We start from the raw sequence: 17,554 nt of genomic DNA on the forward strand, positions 1-17,554 counted from the left end.
CCGTCCCCGCGTTGAGCATTGGTGATGGTGGATCCCACTCGCGCCGCCCTGCCGCTTTCCAGCGCGGCCATTTCTGAACCCACCCGACACGACCCTGACGCGGGTGGACATTTCGGTGTGTACGGCGGCCGCTACGTCGCCGAGGCGCTGATGGCGGTGATCGAAGAAGTCACCGCGGCTTACGAAAAGGAACGCGTCAACCCGGAATTTCTGGAGCTGCTGGACGACTTGCAGGCGAACTACGCGGGCCGACCGTCACCCCTCTACGAGGCCACCCGCCTAAGCGAACACGCTGGTTCAGCACGCATCTTCCTCAAGCGAGAAGACTTGAACCACACCGGATCTCACAAGATCAACAACGTGCTCGGCCAGGCGTTGCTGGCCAAGAGGATGGGCAAGAACCGGGTGATCGCCGAGACCGGCGCCGGGCAGCACGGCGTGGCGACTGCCACCGCCTGCGCATTGCTCGGCCTGGAGTGCGTGATCTACATGGGCGCGGTCGATACTGCGCGCCAAGCGCTCAACGTGGCGCGGATGCGGCTGTTGGGCGCCGAGGTCGTCTCGGTCGACTCGGGCTCGCAAACGTTGAAGGACGCCATCAACGAGGCGTTCCGGGATTGGGTCACCAACGCCGACAAAACGTACTACTGCTTCGGCACGGCGGCGGGCCCACACCCCTTCCCGACGATGGTCCGCGATTTCCAGCGCATCATCGGGCTCGAGGCGCGCGCACAGATCCAGACGCAGGCGGGCCGGTTGCCCGACGCCGTCGCGGCCTGCGTGGGCGGCGGGTCCAACGCGATCGGCATCTTCCACGCCTTCATCGACGACCCCGGCGTGCGGTTGATCGGCTACGAGGCAGCGGGCGACGGCGTCGAGACCGGCAGGCACGCGGCGACATTCACCGGCGGGTCACCGGGCGCCTTTCAGGGGTCGTTCTCTTATCTGCTGCAGGATGAGGACGGCCAGACGATCGAATCTCATTCGATTTCAGCGGGTTTGGACTACCCGGGAGTAGGCCCGGAGCATGCGTGGCTGCGCGAGACCGGCCGTGCAGAGTACCGGCCGATCACCGACGCCGAGGCAATGGACGCGTTTGGGCTGCTGTGCCGGACCGAGGGCATCATCCCGGCCATCGAATCCGCTCATGCCGTCGCCGGTGCTCTGCAGCTCGGCCATGAATTGGGCAGCGGCGCAATCATTGTGGTGAACCTGTCGGGTCGCGGCGATAAGGATGTCGAGACGGCCGCGAAATGGTTCGGCCTGATGGACGACCAGGACACCCGATGACGGTGGAGCAGAGCCAGGCCAGCAGGCTGGCACCGCTTTTCGACGCTTGCCGGGCCGAAAACCGTGCCGCGCTGATCGGTTACCTGCCCACCGGCTATCCCGACGTGCGGACGTCGGTGGACGCGATGACCGCCCTGGTCGAATCGGGTTGTGACCTCGTCGAAGTCGGGGTGCCTTATTCGGATCCCGGGATGGACGGCCCGACGATCGCCCGGGCTACCGAGGCCGCGTTGCGCGGCGGAGTTCGCGTGCGTGACACGTTGGCCGCGGTCGAGGCGATCAGTATGGCCGGCGGGCGTGCGGTGGTCATGACCTACTGGAACCCGGTGCTGCGCTACGGGATTGACGCGTTCGCACGGGATCTCGCGTCGGCAGGCGGACACGGGCTCATCACGCCGGACCTGATCCCCGATGAAGCCGGCGAGTGGATGGCCGCGTCCGAACAGCATCGGCTGGATCGCATTTATCTGGTGGCGCCCTCGTCGACTCCGGAACGGCTGGTGAGCACGGTCGAGGCATCGCGTGGATTCGTCTACGCGGCCTCGACGATGGGCGTGACCGGGGCCCGCGACGCGGTGTCGAACGCCGCCCCCGAATTGGTCAACAGGATCAAAGCGGTGTCCGACATTCCCGTCGGCGTAGGCCTCGGCGTGCGATCGCGTGAGCAGGCCGCGCAAATCGGCAGTTACGCCGACGGCGTCATCGTCGGCTCGGCCTTGGTATCGGCACTCGCCGACGGTCTGCCGAGCTTGCGTGCGTTGACCCAGGAATTGGCCGAAGGTGTGCGAGTGTCGTCATCATGACGATGTTGCCCACGTATTTCCCCAGCCCCCCGCAAGGTGTCTGGCACCTGGGTCCGTTGCCGATTCGCGCGTACGCGCTGTTCATCATCACCGGGATCGTGGTCGCGCTGATCATCGGCGATCGGCGCTGGGCAGCCCGCGGCGGGCAGCGCGGGGTGATTTACGACATCGCGCTGTGGGTGGTGCCGTTCGGTTTGATCGGTGGCCGGCTGTATCACCTGGCGACCGATTGGCGGACATACTGGGGCCCGGGCGGTGCCGGGTTCGGCGCCGCGTTCCGCATCTGGGACGGCGGGCTGGGCATCTGGGGCGCGGTGGCGCTCGGTGTGTTGGGAGCATGGATCGGTTGCCGCCGGCTCGGAATACCGTTGCCGGCCTTCCTCGATTCGGTCGCCCCGGGCATCATCTTGGCGCAGGCGATCGGTCGGCTCGGGAACTACTTCAATCAGGAGCTTTACGGCCGGGAGACCACGCTGCCGTGGGGCCTGGAAATCTTTTATCGCCGCGATCCTTCGGGATACATCGACCCACATTCACTCGACGGTGTGTCGACCGGGCAGCTCGCGGTCGTGGTACAACCGACTTTTCTGTACGAATTGCTCTGGAACGTACTAGTTTTCGCCATCCTGATCTACATCGACCGGCGTTACGCGATCGGTCACGGACGGCTCTTTGCCGCCTACGTCGCGCTCTACTGTGTCGGGCGCTTCTGGGTTGAGCTGCTGCGTGACGACACCGCCACCCACATCGCCGGCATCCGGATCAACTCGTTTACATCGACTTTCGTGTTCATCGGCGCCGTCGTCTACATCGTTTTGGCGCCGAAGGGCCGCGAGGATCCCGAGAGTTTGCGCGGCAAGGTGCAGCCGGAGGACGACGAATCCAAGCCCGCCGTCGAACGGACGGAGGAACTCGCCAGTATCGCCGCGGCCTCGACGGTGGCGGCGAGTGCGGCCAGCGCGGACGACGACGCCGGCCCGGCGGGTTCGGCCGAGTCGGTGGAAACGGCGACGCTTGACAAGCCGGAAGCAGAGGACGCGGAGTCGGAAGCAGAGGAGCCTGAAGAGGCGAGGGCCGAAGAAGCCGAGACCGCCGAAGCCGAAGAGCCTGGAGAGGCGAGGGCCGAAGAAGCCGAGACCGCCGAAGCCGAAGAGCCCGAAGAGTCGCCGGAACCCGAAGCCGAAGAGCCGCAAGTCGGGGAGGCAGAGGCTGTAGAGGCTGAGGAACCCGAGGCTGGGGTTGAAGAGGCAATCGCCGAGGCCGAGGCTGAGGAGCCGGAGGTCGCTGAGGCTGAGGAGCCGGAGGTCGCGGAAGCGCAAGAGCCGGAAGCTGAAGAGGCGGCAGCAGCCGAGGCTGAAGCCGAAGAGCCCGAAGCCGAAGAGCCGGAAGCCGAAGAGCCGGAAGCCGAAGAGCCGGCACAAGCCGCACCCGAGGCGCAGGCCAGCGAATCTGAAGACGGTGGCGTAGAAGCAGCGGAAACCGCCGAGAACGAGCCGGAGTCAACCCCGCCCGTCGACGAGAAACCCGGGGAACCCGCAGCTGAGCCGCCCGCGTCGGAGAGCTCGCCCACCGCGGACGACCAGCAAACTCGGCGCCGCTGGGCGCTGCGCCGCCGCACCCGGCGTCCCGGCGGCTAGCGAACGACTCGTCGAGGCTGGGGTACACCCAGTTCATCTGGCATGCTGAACACCGTGACCGAACCGTCGTGGGGCAGTGCCCCGGACCCCGGCGCACCACCTCCGCAGTCGTCGGGATATCCACCGCCGTACCCGCAATACCAGCCGTATCCCGGGGCCGCCGGATACGACCCGTCGGCACCCTACGGCCGTCATCCGGTGACGGGCCTGCCGTACTCGGACAAGTCGAAAACAATCGCCGGTCTGCTGCAGCTGCTCAGCCTGGTCGGCATCGGCGGCATCGGCCGCTTCTATATCGGCGACACCGGCCTGGGTGTGGCACAACTGCTGCTGGGCCTGTGTGGAATCGGTTTGATCTGGAGCATCATCGACGCGGTCCTGATCTTGACCGACAAGGTCAACGATCCGCAGGGCCGGCCACTGCGCGATGGAACCTGACTCGGCCTCCCGCACGGGAGGGCAGCGTCACCGCCACGGCCGTTATATCGCTGCCGGTACCGGCGTCCTGTTCGCCGGGGCACTCGGCTATGTCGGATCCGTCGACCCGCACAACGCGAATTCGGCCTACCCGCTCTGCCCGTTCAAATGGCTCACCGGCTGGAATTGCCCCTTCTGCGGCGGGCTTCGCATGACGCATGACCTGCTGCACGGCCACCTGGCGGCCAGCGTCTACGACAACGCTTTCGTGCTCGTCGGGCTGCCGGTCTTGGCCCTCTGGCTGCTGGTCCGATGGCGGCAGGGCCGGCGCGCGCTGCCGATAACGGCGGTGATCACGATCACGGTCGCGGCGATCGCGTGGACGGTGGTGCGCAATATGCCGGGGTTTCCGCTGGTCCCGACCATGCTCAGCGGGTAGGCGGCCGCTGAATCGCGGGTGAACCCGTCGTGACCATTTTCCGGTGGCTCAACGCGCGGCCACCTTCGGGTCACCCCGACAGCCGACGGCACGACTAAGCTAATCGGCGTGAGTAGACGCGGGAAGATCGTCTGCACCCTCGGCCCTGCAACCCAATCGGACGAGTTGACTCTGGCGCTGGTAGAGGCCGGAATGGATGTCGCCCGAATGAACTTCAGCCACGGCGACTACGCCGACCACAAAGCCGCATACGAGCGGGTACGTGCCGCCTCGGACGCCACCGGGCGCGCCGTCGGTGTGCTCGCCGACCTGCAAGGCCCGAAGATCAGGCTGGGGCGCTTCGCCACCGGCTCGACCTACTGGGCCGACGGCGAAACGATCCGCATCACCGTCGAAAACTGCGAAGGAACCCACGACCGGGTATCGACCACCTACAAGACGTTGTCCAAGGACGCCGCGGTCGGCGACCGGGTCCTGGTTGACGACGGCAAGGTCGGACTGGTCGTCGAGGCCATCGACGGCGACGACGTCGTCTGCACGGTGGTCGAGGGCGGTCCGGTCAGCAATAACAAGGGCATGTCGCTGCCCGGGATGAACGTGTCCGCGCCGGCCTTGTCGGATAAGGACATCGACGATCTCACCTTCGCGCTGGACCTGGGCGTCGACCTGATCGCGCTGTCGTTCGTGCGTTCGCCGTCGGATGTCGAATTAGTGCACGAGGTGATGGATCGGATCGGCCGGCGGGTGCCGGTGATCGCCAAACTGGAGAAGCCGGAAGCCGTCGACAATCTCGAAGCGATCGTGCTGGCCTTCGACGGCATCATGGTGGCGCGCGGCGACCTCGGTGTCGAGCTTCCGCTCGAAGAGGTTCCGCTGGTGCAGAAGCGGGCCATTCAGATGGCCCGCGAGAACGCCAAGCCCGTCATTGTCGCGACCCAGATGCTCGAGTCGATGATCGAGAGCTCCCGGCCCACCCGCGCCGAGGCATCCGACGTCGCCAACGCCGTGCTCGACGGCGCCGACGCGGTGATGCTGTCCGGGGAGACCTCGGTCGGGAAGTACCCGCTGGCCGCGGTCCGCACCATGGCCCGCATCGTGACCGCCGTCGAGGACAACTCCACGGCCGCGCCGCCGCTGACCCACGTGCCGCGCACCAAACGCGGGGTGATCTCGTATGCCGCCCGCGACATCGGCGAGCGGCTCGACGCCAAGGCGCTGGTCGCGTTCACCCAGTCCGGCGACACCGTGAAGCGGCTGGCGCGCCTGCACACGCCGCTGCCGCTGCTCGCGTTCACCGCGTGGCCCGAGGTGCGCAGCCAGCTGGCCATGACGTGGGGCACCGAGACGTTCATCGTTCCCATCATGGATTCCACCGACGAGATGATCCGTCAGGCCGACAAATCGCTGCTCGAGCTGGGCCGATACAAGCGGGGAGACCTGGTGGTGATTGTCGCCGGTGCGCCACCTGGCACAGTAGGGTCCACCAACCTGATCCACGTCCACCGGATCGGGGAGGACGACCTCTAGCGCAAGGAGAGCCCGTGCCGGCCGGTGATCAGCCGAATACCGATTCCTCGTCTGATTTCCAAGAACTGCTGGCGGTCCTGGACCTCAATCGCGCGGGCGACGACCTGTTCGTCGGGTCGCATCCCAGCAAGAACCCGATGCGGACCTTCGGCGGGCAGCTCATGGCGCAATCGTTCGTCGCCGGCAGCCGCAGCCTGGTCCGGCCCGACTTGCCGCCCAGTGCGCTGTCGGTGCATTTCATCAACGGCGGCAACACCGGCAAGGACATCGAATTCCACGTCTCCCGGCTGCGCGACGAGCGGCGCTTCGCCAACCGGCGCGTCGACGCGGTACAGGACGGGGTGTTGTTGTCCTCAGCGATGATCACCTATATGTCGGGGGGTCCCGGTCTAGAGCATGCGGTCCAACCACCCGAAGTCGGGACGGCAGACGCGCAGCCACCACTCGGTGACCTGTTGCGCGGCTACGAAAAGACCGTTCCGCACTTCGTCAACGCGCTGCAGCCGATCGAATGGCGCTACACCAACGATCCCGCGTGGGTGATGCGGGACAAGGGTGAGCGGCTGCCGCACAACCGGGTGTGGCTCAAGGCGTCGGGCATGGTGCCCGACGATCCCGTGCTGCACACGGCGACGATGGTGTACTCCTCGGACACCACGGTGCTGGACTCGGTCATCACCACCCACGGGTTGTCCTGGGGCTTCGACCGCATCTTCGCCGCGTCGGCCAATCATTCGGTGTGGTTTCACCGGCAGGTCGACTTCAACGATTGGGTGCTGTATTCGACGTCGTCGCCGGTGGCCGCGGATTCGCGCGGGCTGGGCACCGGCCATTTCTTCGATCGTTCCGGTCAAATGGTCGCCACCGTCGCGCAAGAAGGTGTGCTGAAGTACTTTCCGCCGTCTAACCGATAACGGTTATCGAATAGTTACCGGACAGCCGTTCGATTTCGGTTCTGCGGGGCGGCAATCGAGCGTAACTTCGAATGAGCCGGGTATTCGATGGGACAAGCGCTACGCCCATCGGGAGGTGAAGTATGAAAGGCTCGTCAGCAGACCTTCTCCCCACCCTGCGCGCGCGCGAACGTGTTGTGGTTCACCTCGATTCGCTCGCCGCGCGCTGTATCGGCGCCTTTGCCCTGTTGTGCGCCGGGTGCTGGCTGGTAGCGATCGTCGCCCATCACCGCTATCAGCCGCAATGGCATTACTCCGATCGGCTGGGCTGGTCGTTGACGGTACTGGCCGCGGTGGCGTTGATCGCCCGCGGAATTTTCCTGGGCCGCCCCGTGACGACCATGCATGCGGCAACGTCCGCGCTGTGCGTGGTGGCCGGCCTGAGCTCACATGTGTTGGGGTTCGACCTGATTGGCGACGTGCTGATCGCCGTCTCGGGGTTGGTGTTGATGTGGCCCACCTCATCTCATCCGCAACCCGAAAATCTGGCGCGGGCTTGGGCTTTGATCAACGCCACCACCGACGACCCGCTGGCACCGTTTGCGATGCAGACGGGCAAGAGCTACCACTTCACCGCCGACGGCACTGCCGCGCTGGCCTACCGGACCCGGATGGGGTTTGCGGTAGTGGGTGGGGACCCGATCGGTGACGAGACCCAATTCCCGGAACTGATCGCCGATTTCGCCGCGATGTGTCACGCCCACGGCTGGCGCATCGCGGTAGTCGGGTGTAGCGAACGCCGGCTCGCGCTGTGGAGCGACCGAGCGGTGGTCAAGCAATCGCTGCGAGCGGTGCCGATCGGTCGCGATGTCGTCGTCGACGTGGCCGGCTTCGACATGGTGGGCCGCAAGTTTCGCAACCTGCGTCAGGCGGTGAAGCGCACACACAACGCCGGCATCACCACGGAAATCGTTGCGGAGCAGGAACTCGACGACCGGTTGCGCGCCGAATTGATCGACGTGGTGCGCGCATCGCCCAGCGGGGCGCATGCCGACCGAGGGTTCTACATGAACCTCGATGGCGTGCTGGAGGGCCGGTTCCCCGGAATACAGCTGATCATCGCCAAGGACGCCGACGGGCGCGCGCAGGGATTTCATCGATACGCGACGGCCGGGGGCGGCAGCGACATCACCATGGACGTGCCGTGGCGTCGCCGCGGTGCACCCAACGGGATCGACGAACGCCTCAGCGCAGACATGATCATGGCAGGGAAAGAGGCTGGGGCACAACGTGTTTCGCTGTCATTTGCGGCGTTCCCGGAGATCTTCGACGACAAGAATCGCGGCCGATTGCAGCAGGTGTTCTACCGGTTGATCCATCTGCTCGACCCGTTGATCGCGCTGGAGTCGTTGTACCGATACGTACACAAGTTCCACGCGCTCGATGCCCGGCGTTATGCGCTGATATCACTGACACAGCTGGTGCCGCTGGTATTCGTCTTGCTGACACTGGAATTCACGCCGCGCCGACGACACCTCTGAGAACCGGGCCTTACCCGATGCGCAGCTCGGGACAGTCCACCGCCGTGGGCAGGTGATGGGTGGCCACCACCACCGTCCGCTCCCTGCTCATCAGCCCGGACGACGGGGTCAGCAGGTCCGCCAGAATCCGCTCGGCGTCGACCGCGTCGAGATGTTCGGTGGGCTCGTCGAGCAACAGGATGCGGGCCGGCGACAGCATCGCCCGGGCCAGCAGCAGCCGCCTGCGCTGACCCGCCGAGACCGCGTGTGCGCCGCCGGTCAGCACCGTCGACAGCCCGCCGGGCAGACTCGCGAGCCAGTCGCCAAGGCCAACCGCGTCCAGTGCTGCCCTCAGTTCGTCGTCGCCGCAGTCACCGCGGGCGACCAGGAGGTTGTCTCGAACGGTGGTGGCAAAGATGTGTGCGTCCTCGGCGAAAAAGCAGACAGCGCCTGGCAATTCACGCTCGTCGAACCGGCTCACGTCGGTTCCGTTCAACATCGCGTGGCCGTGCAGTGGCGGCACCAGCCCAGCCAGTGTCATCAGCAGCGTCGTCTTCCCGGCGCCACTGGCACCGGTGACGGCCAACCGTGCGCCCGGCTCGAGCTCGAGGGTCACCCGGTGTGACAAAGCCTGCGTGTGGCCGGATCCCACGTCGGCCGACAACCTCGCGGTGCCGACCGGTGTTGGTGTCGGCGCGGGGGATGTGGGTCCGGCCTCGTGGACCGGCGGCGCCAGGTCGAGCAGACGGCGCGCGGCGATCCGTGACCGCGTCAACTGAATAGCGGCTCCGGGTAGGGGAGTCATCGCCTCGAATGCGGACAGCGGCAACAACATCAAGATGGCCAAGGTGGTCGGGGCGACCACGTGTGCGAGCCCGATGCCGGCGACGACCGCGCCGAGCACGCTGGCTCCGACCGCGGCGGTCGGCATGGCCTCGGCCAGAGCGGCCGGCCTGGCGGCAGCGTCCAGCGCATCACTCCAGCGGAGCTGGCGACGATGCGATTCTGCGATGACGCCGGGCAGGGCACCGGCGACGCGAAGCTCGGGCGCGTGCTCGAGGGCGATCATCGCCGCCGTGTCGCGCTCGGAATGATATTGGCGGGCAACCTCTTCCTGCGTGGCCGCGGCCCTGCCCGCCAGCAGGGGAGCCACCACCCCGGCGATCAGCAGGCAGATCGCCAACACCGTGCCGGCCGCCGGCGAGATCACCGCGACCGCGACCGTTGCCGCCACCGCCAACACCGATGCGACACCGATCGGGATCAGGGCGCGCACCAGGACGTCGGCGAGTTCGTCGACATCGGCGCCGACGCGCGCCACCAGCTCACCGCTGTGCAGCCGGACGGCCACCGCGGCCGGCCCGTGCGCCAGCCGGTGATAGATCTGCGACCGTGCGGAGCCGGCCGCGCGCAGCGCGGTGTCGTGGGTGACCAGTCGCTCGCAGTAGTGCAGCACGCCGCGCGAGATCGCCAGCAGGCGCACCGCGACGACCGCGACGGACAAATCGAGGATGGGCGGCATCTGCCAGGCCCGCGTGATGAGCCACGCCGAGACTCCGGCCAAGGCCAGCGCGCTGCCCAGCGACAGCACTCCCAACGCGATGGCGGCCAGGATGCGAGGCAGCCGCGGCCGCAACAGGCTCGACGCGGTAACGAGCGGATCAGACTCGCGCACAACGCACCTCGCCGTCCGAAACCACCTCGACCACATGGTCACCGATCGCCACGACGGGCTGCCGGTGGCCGACGACCACGACGGTCGACCCTGCGCGTGCCCGCTGCACAATGGCCCGCAGCACCCGCTGCTCGGTGTTGGCGTCCAAGTGGGCGGTGGGCTCATCGAGCAGCAGCACCGGGGCCGGCGACCCGAATGCGCGGGCCAGGCCCAGCCGTTGGCGCTGTCCCAGCGACAGCCCGGCGCCGTCACGCCCCAGCACCGTCTCCAGCCCGTCCGACAGCTCGGCCAGCACCGAATCGAAACAGGCCGCGGCACAAGCATATTCGGGGTCTTTCAACGTGCCGAACAGGGCCAGGTTGTCGCGGATCGTGCCGGGGATCAGCACGGGGCGCTGAGGCAGCCAGGACAGTTGCCGCCACCACGCGCTGCGCTCCAACTCCGCGACGTCGACCCCGTCGACGGTGACCCGACCGGATGACGGCACCGTGAGTCCCGCGATCGCCTGCAGCGTGGTGCTCTTGCCGGCGCCGTTGCGGCCGGTCAGCACCGTGACGCGGCCCGGTTGGATCACCGTCGTCAACTCGCAGGGCGAATTGCCGTCTCGGCCGGCGACACTGAGCTGCTCGAGCCGGATCTCCGTTCCGCTCGCGACGACCGTTCGATCGCGCTCTGCGGCCACGGGGTCGTCGCCGATCAGCGCGAACGCCTCGTCGGCCGCGGTCCGGCCGTCTTGAGCAGCGTGGAATTCCACGCCGATGCGGCGCAGCGGCCAGTACACGTCGGGTGCCAGCAGCAGCACGGTCAGTCCGGTGCTCAGCGTCATCTCGCCGACCACCAGGCGCAGACCGATAGCAACCGCGATCAGCGCGACACCCAGGGTGGCCAGCAATTCGAGCACCAGGGCCGACAGGAATGCGATGCGCAGCGTCGCCATCGCCGAGCGGCGATGAGCCGCAGCGAGTTCGGCGATGCGATGCTCGGGGCCTGAAGCGCGGCCTAACGCCCGCAGCGTGGGAATACCCGCGATCAGGTCCAGCAGCCGGCCCTGCAGCGTGGTCATGGCGGCCAGCGCGGCCGCTGATCGCTCCGCTGTCGCGAGCCCGATCAAAACCATGAAGATCGGTATCAGCGGCAGCGTGATCATCACGATCACCGTCGATTTCAGGTCATAGAGCGCGATCACGGCCACGGTCGCCGGAGTCAGGATCGCGGCAAGCAGCAGGGTGGGCACATAACCGGTGAAATAGGGACGCAAGCCGTCCAGGCCCCGGGTTACCACAACCGCGGCCGCGTCCCGCTGCGCGTCGAGCTCGTTGGGTTGCCGGGCGGTGACCGCCGTCAGCACCTGATCGTTGAGATCGGCGATCACCGCGCTGGCGCCGCGCTGGCCCAGGCGCGCCTGCAACCAATGCGTCACCGTGCGAACGACCCACAGCGCCAACAGAATCGACAGCGGTCCCAGCCAGCCGCGCAGACCACGAGTCGGGGGATCGGTGATGATGGTCGCGACGATGCCGGCCAGCACGATCGCCGAGCCGATCGTGCAGCCGGAGATCACCACTCCGCAGCTCACCGTGGCAGCCAGGTAGCGACGCAGCGCACTCGATGCCCGCCACAGTCGCGGGTCCAAGGGCGCCCGGGAGTTGCGTGTGCTCAGGACGGACGCCTTGCCAGCCCGATCGACGCAGGTATCCGGTCAGTCGAGATCCGTTGCCGGAAAACCCAATACGTCCAGGCCTGGTACGCGACCGTTAGCGGGGCGAAGAACGCGGTCACCCACGTCATGATCTTGAGTGTGTACGGCGTCGACGACGCGTTGTAGATCGTCAGGCTCCACTGCTTGTTCAGCGTGGAGGGCACCAAATTGGGATATAACACACCGAACAACAGGATCACCACGGCCGTAATGACCAATACGGTGCTGGCGAACGCCCAGCCGTCGGACACGCGGCGCCACACCAGCGCCACCGCCGCAAGCTGTGCGACGACCGCCACCGCCAGCACCAGCCAGGTCCAGTCCTTGCCGTAGGCCAGCTGCGTCCAAAGCCCGAAGGCGCCAACGAGTCCCGTGACCGGCAGTGCCAGCTGCTTGGCGAATCGGTGCGCGTCGTCGCGGATCGCGCCCGCCGTCTTCAACGCGACGAACACCGCGCCGTAGAACAAAAACAGCCCGGCGGTGGCCACCCCGCCCAGCAGTGTGTAGGCGTTGAGCACGTCACCGATGGAGAGCTGGACGTGGCCGTTGGCGTCCACCGGCAGGCCGCGGACCAGGACGGCGAACGCCACACCCCACAGCACGGCGGGCAGCCATGAGCCGATCGCAATCCCGAAATCGGCCAAGGTACGCCATTTTGTGTCGTCGATCTTGCCGCGCCACTCGATCGCCACGGCTCGCACGATCATGCCGAACAGGATCGCCAACAGCGGCAGGTAGAGGGTGGAGAACACCGTCGCGTACCAAACGGGAAACGCGGCGAACATCCCGGCGCCAGCGGTGATCAGCCAGACCTCGTTGCCGTCCCACACCGGGCCGATCGTGTTCAGCGCCGTGCGCCGGTGGACTTCCGGATCGCCGCTGCTTACCCGAGCGAACGGCTCCATCAGCATTCCCACGCCGAAGTCGAAGCCCTCCAGGATGAAGAAGCCCAGGAACAGTACGGCGATGATGCCGAACCACAACTCTTGCAGCGCCATTGGTCAACTCTTTCCCGGTCAGTAGGCGAACGACAGCGGGGCCACTTCGTCATCGCCGGGTGCTTTCGGCGGTGCGGGTTCCGCGTCGTGTTCCATCGGCCCCTCGGCGACGTAGCGCTTCAGCAGCCAGAACCAGATGACCGCGAGCACCGCGTAGACAAGGGTGAATATCACCAACGAGGTGACGACCATGCCAGACGCGTGATCCGATACGCCTTGGCTGACCGTCAGACGGACCTGCTGGTCACCGGTCGGATTCGGCACCACAATCCATGGCTGGCGGCCCATTTCCGTGAACACCCATCCGGCGCTGTTGGCCAGGAACGGAGTGGGGATGGTCAGTAGCGCGAACCAGGAGTACCACGGTTGGGTGGGGGTGCGGCCGCCACGGGTCAGCCATAAGGTGGCCAGCGCGAACAGCACCGGAATCGCCATCAACCCGATCATCATGCGGAATGACCAATAGGTGACGAATAGGTTCGGCCGGTAGTCATTTGGCCCGAACTTGCGTTGCGAATCCTGCTGGATGTCGCGTACGCCCTGCAGTGTCACGCCGGTGAATTTGCTCTCGGCGAGGAACGGCAAGACGTAGGGCACCTGGATCACGCGGGTGATGCTGTCGCAGTTGTTGTGCGAGCCGACCGTCAAGATCGAAAAGTCCGGATCGGTTTCGGTGTTGCACAACGATTCCGCCGACGCCATTTTCATCGGTTGCTGCTGGAACATCAACTTGCCCTGCTGGTCTCCGGTGAAGAACAGCCCGACGGTGGCGAACAGCGCAACCCAACACCCGAGGATCGCCGCGGGACGAAACACCGTGCCGAGATCCACGTTGCCCGCCTTTTGCGCGCGAATCAGCCACCAGGCGCTCACCGCGGCGACGAAGGTGCCGGCGGTCAGCAGCGAGCCGTTGACCGCGTGTGAAAAGGCCGCGCGGGCAGTGTTGTTGCTGAGGAACGCCCCGATGCTGTCCAACTCGGCGCGCTTGGTCGCCGGGTTGTAGTGCGCCCCAACCGGATGCTGCATGAACGAATTCGCCGAGATGATGAAGAACGCGGACACGTTGACGGAGATTGCGACGATCCAGATGGAGGCCAGGTGCACCAGTCGCGGCAACCTGCTCCAGCCGAAGATCCACAAGCCCAGGAAGGTGGATTCGAAGAAGAAGGCGGCCAAGCCCTCCATCGCGAGTGGGGCGCCGAAGATGTCGCCCACGAACCGCGAGTATTCGCTCCAGTTCATGCCGAACTGAAACTCCTGCACGATCCCGGTCGCCACGCCGATCGCGAAGTTGATCAAGAGCAGCTTGCCGAAGAACTTGGTCAGGCGGTACCAGGCCGTATTACCAGTGGCCACCCAGACGGTCTGCATGACGGCGACCAGTGGGGCCAGGCCGATCGTGAGCGGCACAAAGATGAAGTGGTAGACGGTAGTGATACCGAACTGCCACCGCGAAATGTCGACGACATTCATCCGTCATCTCCCGTGACTGCAACATTCTACGACGCAGTGTAGTAGTTAGGCGCTTCCGACGCCATTGCCGAGTTCTTTGGAGGCCTTGCGGATTCCGAACGACGCGATCACTTCGAAGACGCCGATGACGGCCAGCCAAATGCCGACAACGATCGCCAGTGTGATGATCGACGCGAACGGAGAAGCCAGCACGACAACGCCGGCGATCAGTGTGATCGCGCCCACGAAGATCGACCAGCCGCGTCCCGGCAACGTCGGATCGCTGATCGCGGAAACCGTTGTGGCAACCCCACGGAAGACGAATCCGATGCCAATCCAGATGGCCAGCAACAGGACCGCGTATCCCTGGCCGAAGTGACGAAATGCCAGCACGGCCAGGATCAACGATGCGGCGCCACTGACGAACAGCAGGATCCGACTGCCCGCCGAAACATGCAGGCTGAAAGCGAATACGACTTGCGCGACACCGGTAATCAGCAGATAGAAACCGAAGGCGATCGCGGCGGCCAGGACCGAGATTCCCGGCCACGCCAGCACCAGGACACCGAGGATCAGCGTCAGGATTCCCGATACCAGCGTGGATTTCCACAGATGCGGCAACATGGTTGGAACTTCAGTGGGCTGCATAGCCTCACTGTGGCACAACCGCGCAGCCGAAAATAGGGGCTTTAGACCGTGGCGCCGTGCGTCGTTCGCGGTTCCTCGGCGGCCATTTCACCGGGTACGGTAGCCGCCGGCTTGCGGCCGATCAGGTACCAGGTGTGCATCACGCCTTTACCTTTGACCTCGATGCGGCCACGCTCGCGCAACACGAACTCGTCCTTCAGGCGCTCGTACACGTCCTCGGGCACCTGAATCTGTCCCACCGAGTCCGTCGCTTCCATCCGGGCCGCGACATTGACCGCGTCCCCCCACACGTCGTAGAAGAAGCGCCGCGATCCCACGACGCCCGCGACCACGGTGCCCGCAGCGAAGCCCACTCGTAGCGGCACCGAAAGTCCTTGTGCGTCTTTGATTTCCGCGGCCGTGGCGACCATGTCGAGGGCAAAGTCGGCCAGTGCTTGCACGTGGTCGGGCCGGGGCCGCGGGACTCCGCTGACGACCATGTAGGAGTCCCCACTGACTTTGATTTTCTCCAGCCCGTGCTTGTCCACCAGTTCGTCGAAAGCGCCGTAGACACGGTCGAGGAACTTGACCAGGTCACATGGCGCGGTCGAGCTCGCGCGCTCGGTGAAGCCGACCATGTCGGCGAACAGCACCGAGGCTTCGTCGTATCGGTCGGCGATCACGTCACGCTCGGGTTCTTTGAGCCGGTTGGCGACGCTGGCCGGCAACATGTTGGCCAACAAGGCTTCCGATCGCTCGTACTCCGACTCCATGACGGCTTCGGCGCGCTTGGTGTCGCGCAGCGCGAACCACACCGTCACCACCGCCATTGTGCAGGCCGAGACCGTCGTGATGACAAAGCTCGTCCGCTCGGCCCAGGGCTGTTCGAGCCCGGTCGAGCGGGGGACCAGGAACTGCAGGGTGATCACCAGCCCCGCACCGATGCCCGCCAGCAGGGCGGCCAAGCCGATTCGTTCGATCCCGAGCTGCAACACCACCAGGCTCGCGTTGGCGATGTAGTAGTACTGGACGCCGGAACCCGTGCCGACCTCCCAGCAGATGGCGAAGATGACCAGATACGCCGAGACGATGTAGGTCAGCGGCGCAACCAATTCCCCGAAACGGTGCAGCCACGGGACGGTGAGGAAGATCATCGCGGCGATCAGGGTGATCACCTGGGTTCGCTGGGCAAAGGTCCCGGCCCAGATGCCCAGGATCCCGAAGAGCAGGCTGACGACTACCGCCATCATCGCGTTGATGTTGAGCACCCGGGCGCGACGGTCGTGGCTATCGGCGTAGTGCTCTTTGCGGGCGCGATTCTCGGCCCGCACCGCCGCTTTGCAGTCCGGTCGCGCCGAGCCATCTGAGGAGTTTGGCGGGGCCCCGCACTTCCTAGGCACCACGTTAAGAGCGTAACCGTTTGCCAGGACATTCCCCAACGCTGCGGTGAGCTAACTGTGGCTGGGGGCCCCGGTCGACGGCGCGCCCCGCAGATGGATGTGCTTGTCACGAAGGCGGCCCGATCGGTGCCCACTGGGCGGCTTCGTCGGCAACGCGGGCAGGTGGGCGACGTGCACCGCTCCGGCGTGGTTTTGGACCACGACCGGCATGGTCGCCATGGTGGCCGATACCCGGGCCTCGCGCTTCGCCTGTTCCCGGGCGATGAACAGCACGTCGAGCGGGTACCAAAGGCCGACCCAGGCCACGACGAGGAACACGCCGTTGCCGAGGAGCTCGCTGGCGACTTCGCCCACCATCGGGCGGGTGAAGAGGTACGACAGTCCGATGCCGACCACGAACAGCACCGAGCCGCTGATCAGCGACCGCATTCCCTGGCGCCAGATCAGGTCGTGCTGCCGGTTGGCCCGGCGTACCGACAACTCGCCGTAGCGGCGGACCGACGCCACCAGGTTCTGGGCTTCTTCCTCCGAGCACTCTCCGGCGATGTCGAGCACGATGCGTTGGATGCGGGAATGCTTCTTTTGGGCCAGTAGCAATTCGACGAGTTCGTCGATGCCACTGTCGATTCGGTGCGTGCCGGATAGCAGGGCCCGCGGGTCGACGGCGAACAATTCGGTGGGGTCGTCCAATTCAATGACGATGTCCGCCAACGCTTCCTGGCGATTGCGTCGCAGGTCCACGCCACAACCTCCCACACGAGAAGGCACCGCCTGTCGCGGCACGCCCGAATATTACTGAGGTCGGCGTCGGTAACCCAGGGTTTGACCGAAATATATTGGCGGACAGGCGATCTCAGTTGTCATCTAGCGGCCCGTGAAATGACTATCCACCCCTGCGGACAGGGGTGGATAGCGCCGAGCCTAAATGCTGAGGCAGGATCCGCCGGGAATGCAGAAGCTTCCGCATCCCGAAGTGGTGAGCGGGGTCAGCACAATAACGATGGCAACGAACAGTTTGCTAAAACGCGACACGACGAACTCCATTCCGAGTGAACGGGGCAAAGCGTGCTTACTGTACGTCTGTTGAACAAGCTGAAAACGTGTCGCGAACCAACCGTGTTGTTTTCGGGATTGACGCGTTATTGCGGCGTTGCGCAACCGCGATCTTGGCTCCGGT

15 protein-coding genes are annotated in these 17,554 nt (G+C 65.7%); 8 read left to right on the forward strand and 7 right to left on the reverse strand.

From position 1 onward, the window contains the following. The first annotated feature begins 24 nt into the window (after positions 1-24). The 8 genes from trpB (at position 25) to AC5Y5O_RS21985 (ending at position 8,547) form a co-directional block, all read left to right on the forward strand. Complete coding sequence (gene trpB / locus AC5Y5O_RS21950; RefSeq protein ID WP_096287071.1) at positions 25-1,290, forward strand: tryptophan synthase subunit beta; 1,266 nt, start codon at positions 25-27, stop codon at positions 1,288-1,290. After that, entirely contained in the window at positions 1,287-2,093 is an 807-nt protein-coding gene (trpA, locus tag AC5Y5O_RS21955) for a tryptophan synthase subunit alpha (RefSeq protein WP_096287073.1), read from the forward strand. The genes trpB and trpA overlap by 4 nt, the downstream gene beginning before the upstream one ends. Further along, positions 2,090-3,730, forward strand: a complete 1,641-nt coding sequence (locus AC5Y5O_RS21960) for a prolipoprotein diacylglyceryl transferase (protein WP_500027425.1) — start codon at positions 2,090-2,092, stop codon at positions 3,728-3,730. Before trpA ends, AC5Y5O_RS21960 begins: the two co-directional genes overlap by 4 nt. A 42-nt stretch (positions 3,731-3,772) precedes the next feature. Then, on the forward strand, positions 3,773-4,168 hold the full coding sequence (locus AC5Y5O_RS21965; RefSeq protein ID WP_096287077.1) for a TM2 domain-containing protein: 396 nt from the start codon (positions 3,773-3,775) through the stop codon (positions 4,166-4,168). Then, positions 4,158-4,586 (forward strand): DUF2752 domain-containing protein, encoded by a 429-nt coding sequence (locus AC5Y5O_RS21970; protein ID WP_500027428.1) that lies wholly within the window; start codon positions 4,158-4,160, stop codon positions 4,584-4,586. The genes AC5Y5O_RS21965 and AC5Y5O_RS21970 overlap by 11 nt, the downstream gene beginning before the upstream one ends. Before the next feature lie 108 nt (positions 4,587-4,694). After that, a complete protein-coding gene (gene pyk / locus AC5Y5O_RS21975; protein ID WP_096287081.1) occupies positions 4,695-6,113 on the forward strand; it encodes a pyruvate kinase in 1,419 nt (472 codons plus the stop codon). A 14-nt stretch (positions 6,114-6,127) separates the two neighbouring features. Next, positions 6,128-7,027, forward strand: coding sequence for an acyl-CoA thioesterase II (locus AC5Y5O_RS21980; RefSeq protein ID WP_500027430.1), 900 nt, complete (start codon positions 6,128-6,130; stop codon positions 7,025-7,027). Between the two features lie 122 nt (positions 7,028-7,149). Continuing rightward, on the forward strand, positions 7,150-8,547 hold the full coding sequence (locus AC5Y5O_RS21985; RefSeq protein ID WP_500027431.1) for a bifunctional lysylphosphatidylglycerol flippase/synthetase MprF: 1,398 nt from the start codon (positions 7,150-7,152) through the stop codon (positions 8,545-8,547). Positions 8,548-8,557: 10 nt separating this feature from the next. On the opposite strand, the gene cydC is transcribed toward AC5Y5O_RS21985, so the two are convergent. The 7 genes from cydC to AC5Y5O_RS22020 form a co-directional block, all read right to left on the reverse strand. Next, positions 8,558-10,201, reverse strand: coding sequence for a thiol reductant ABC exporter subunit CydC (gene cydC, locus AC5Y5O_RS21990; protein WP_243393878.1), 1,644 nt, complete (start codon positions 10,199-10,201; stop codon positions 8,558-8,560). Beyond that, the gene (gene cydD, locus AC5Y5O_RS21995) at positions 10,188-11,777 is read right to left on the reverse strand and encodes a thiol reductant ABC exporter subunit CydD (protein WP_243393969.1); all 1,590 of its coding nucleotides are present in this window, start codon (positions 11,775-11,777) and stop codon (positions 10,188-10,190) included. The genes cydC and cydD overlap by 14 nt, the downstream gene beginning before the upstream one ends. An 80-nt stretch (positions 11,778-11,857) precedes the next feature. Beyond that, on the reverse strand, positions 11,858-12,898 hold the full coding sequence (gene cydB / locus AC5Y5O_RS22000; protein WP_096287089.1) for a cytochrome d ubiquinol oxidase subunit II: 1,041 nt from the start codon (positions 12,896-12,898) through the stop codon (positions 11,858-11,860). Between the two features lie 18 nt (positions 12,899-12,916). Beyond that, positions 12,917-14,371, reverse strand: coding sequence for a cytochrome ubiquinol oxidase subunit I (locus tag AC5Y5O_RS22005; protein ID WP_096287091.1), 1,455 nt, complete (start codon positions 14,369-14,371; stop codon positions 12,917-12,919). Between the two features lie 45 nt (positions 14,372-14,416). Next, positions 14,417-14,998: an HdeD family acid-resistance protein gene (locus tag AC5Y5O_RS22010; protein WP_423790875.1), complete on the reverse strand. Its 582-nt coding sequence runs from the start codon at positions 14,996-14,998 to the stop codon at positions 14,417-14,419. A 41-nt stretch (positions 14,999-15,039) separates the two neighbouring features. Further along, positions 15,040-16,380, reverse strand: coding sequence for an adenylate/guanylate cyclase domain-containing protein (locus tag AC5Y5O_RS22015; RefSeq protein WP_500027432.1), 1,341 nt, complete (start codon positions 16,378-16,380; stop codon positions 15,040-15,042). A gap of 48 nt (positions 16,381-16,428) precedes the next feature. Further along, positions 16,429-17,118, reverse strand: a complete 690-nt coding sequence (locus AC5Y5O_RS22020; RefSeq protein WP_500027435.1) for a hypothetical protein — start codon at positions 17,116-17,118, stop codon at positions 16,429-16,431. Positions 17,119-17,554 lie beyond the last annotated feature (436 nt).

The sequence above is a fragment of the Mycobacterium sp. NGS40 genome, from assembly GCF_059812735.1.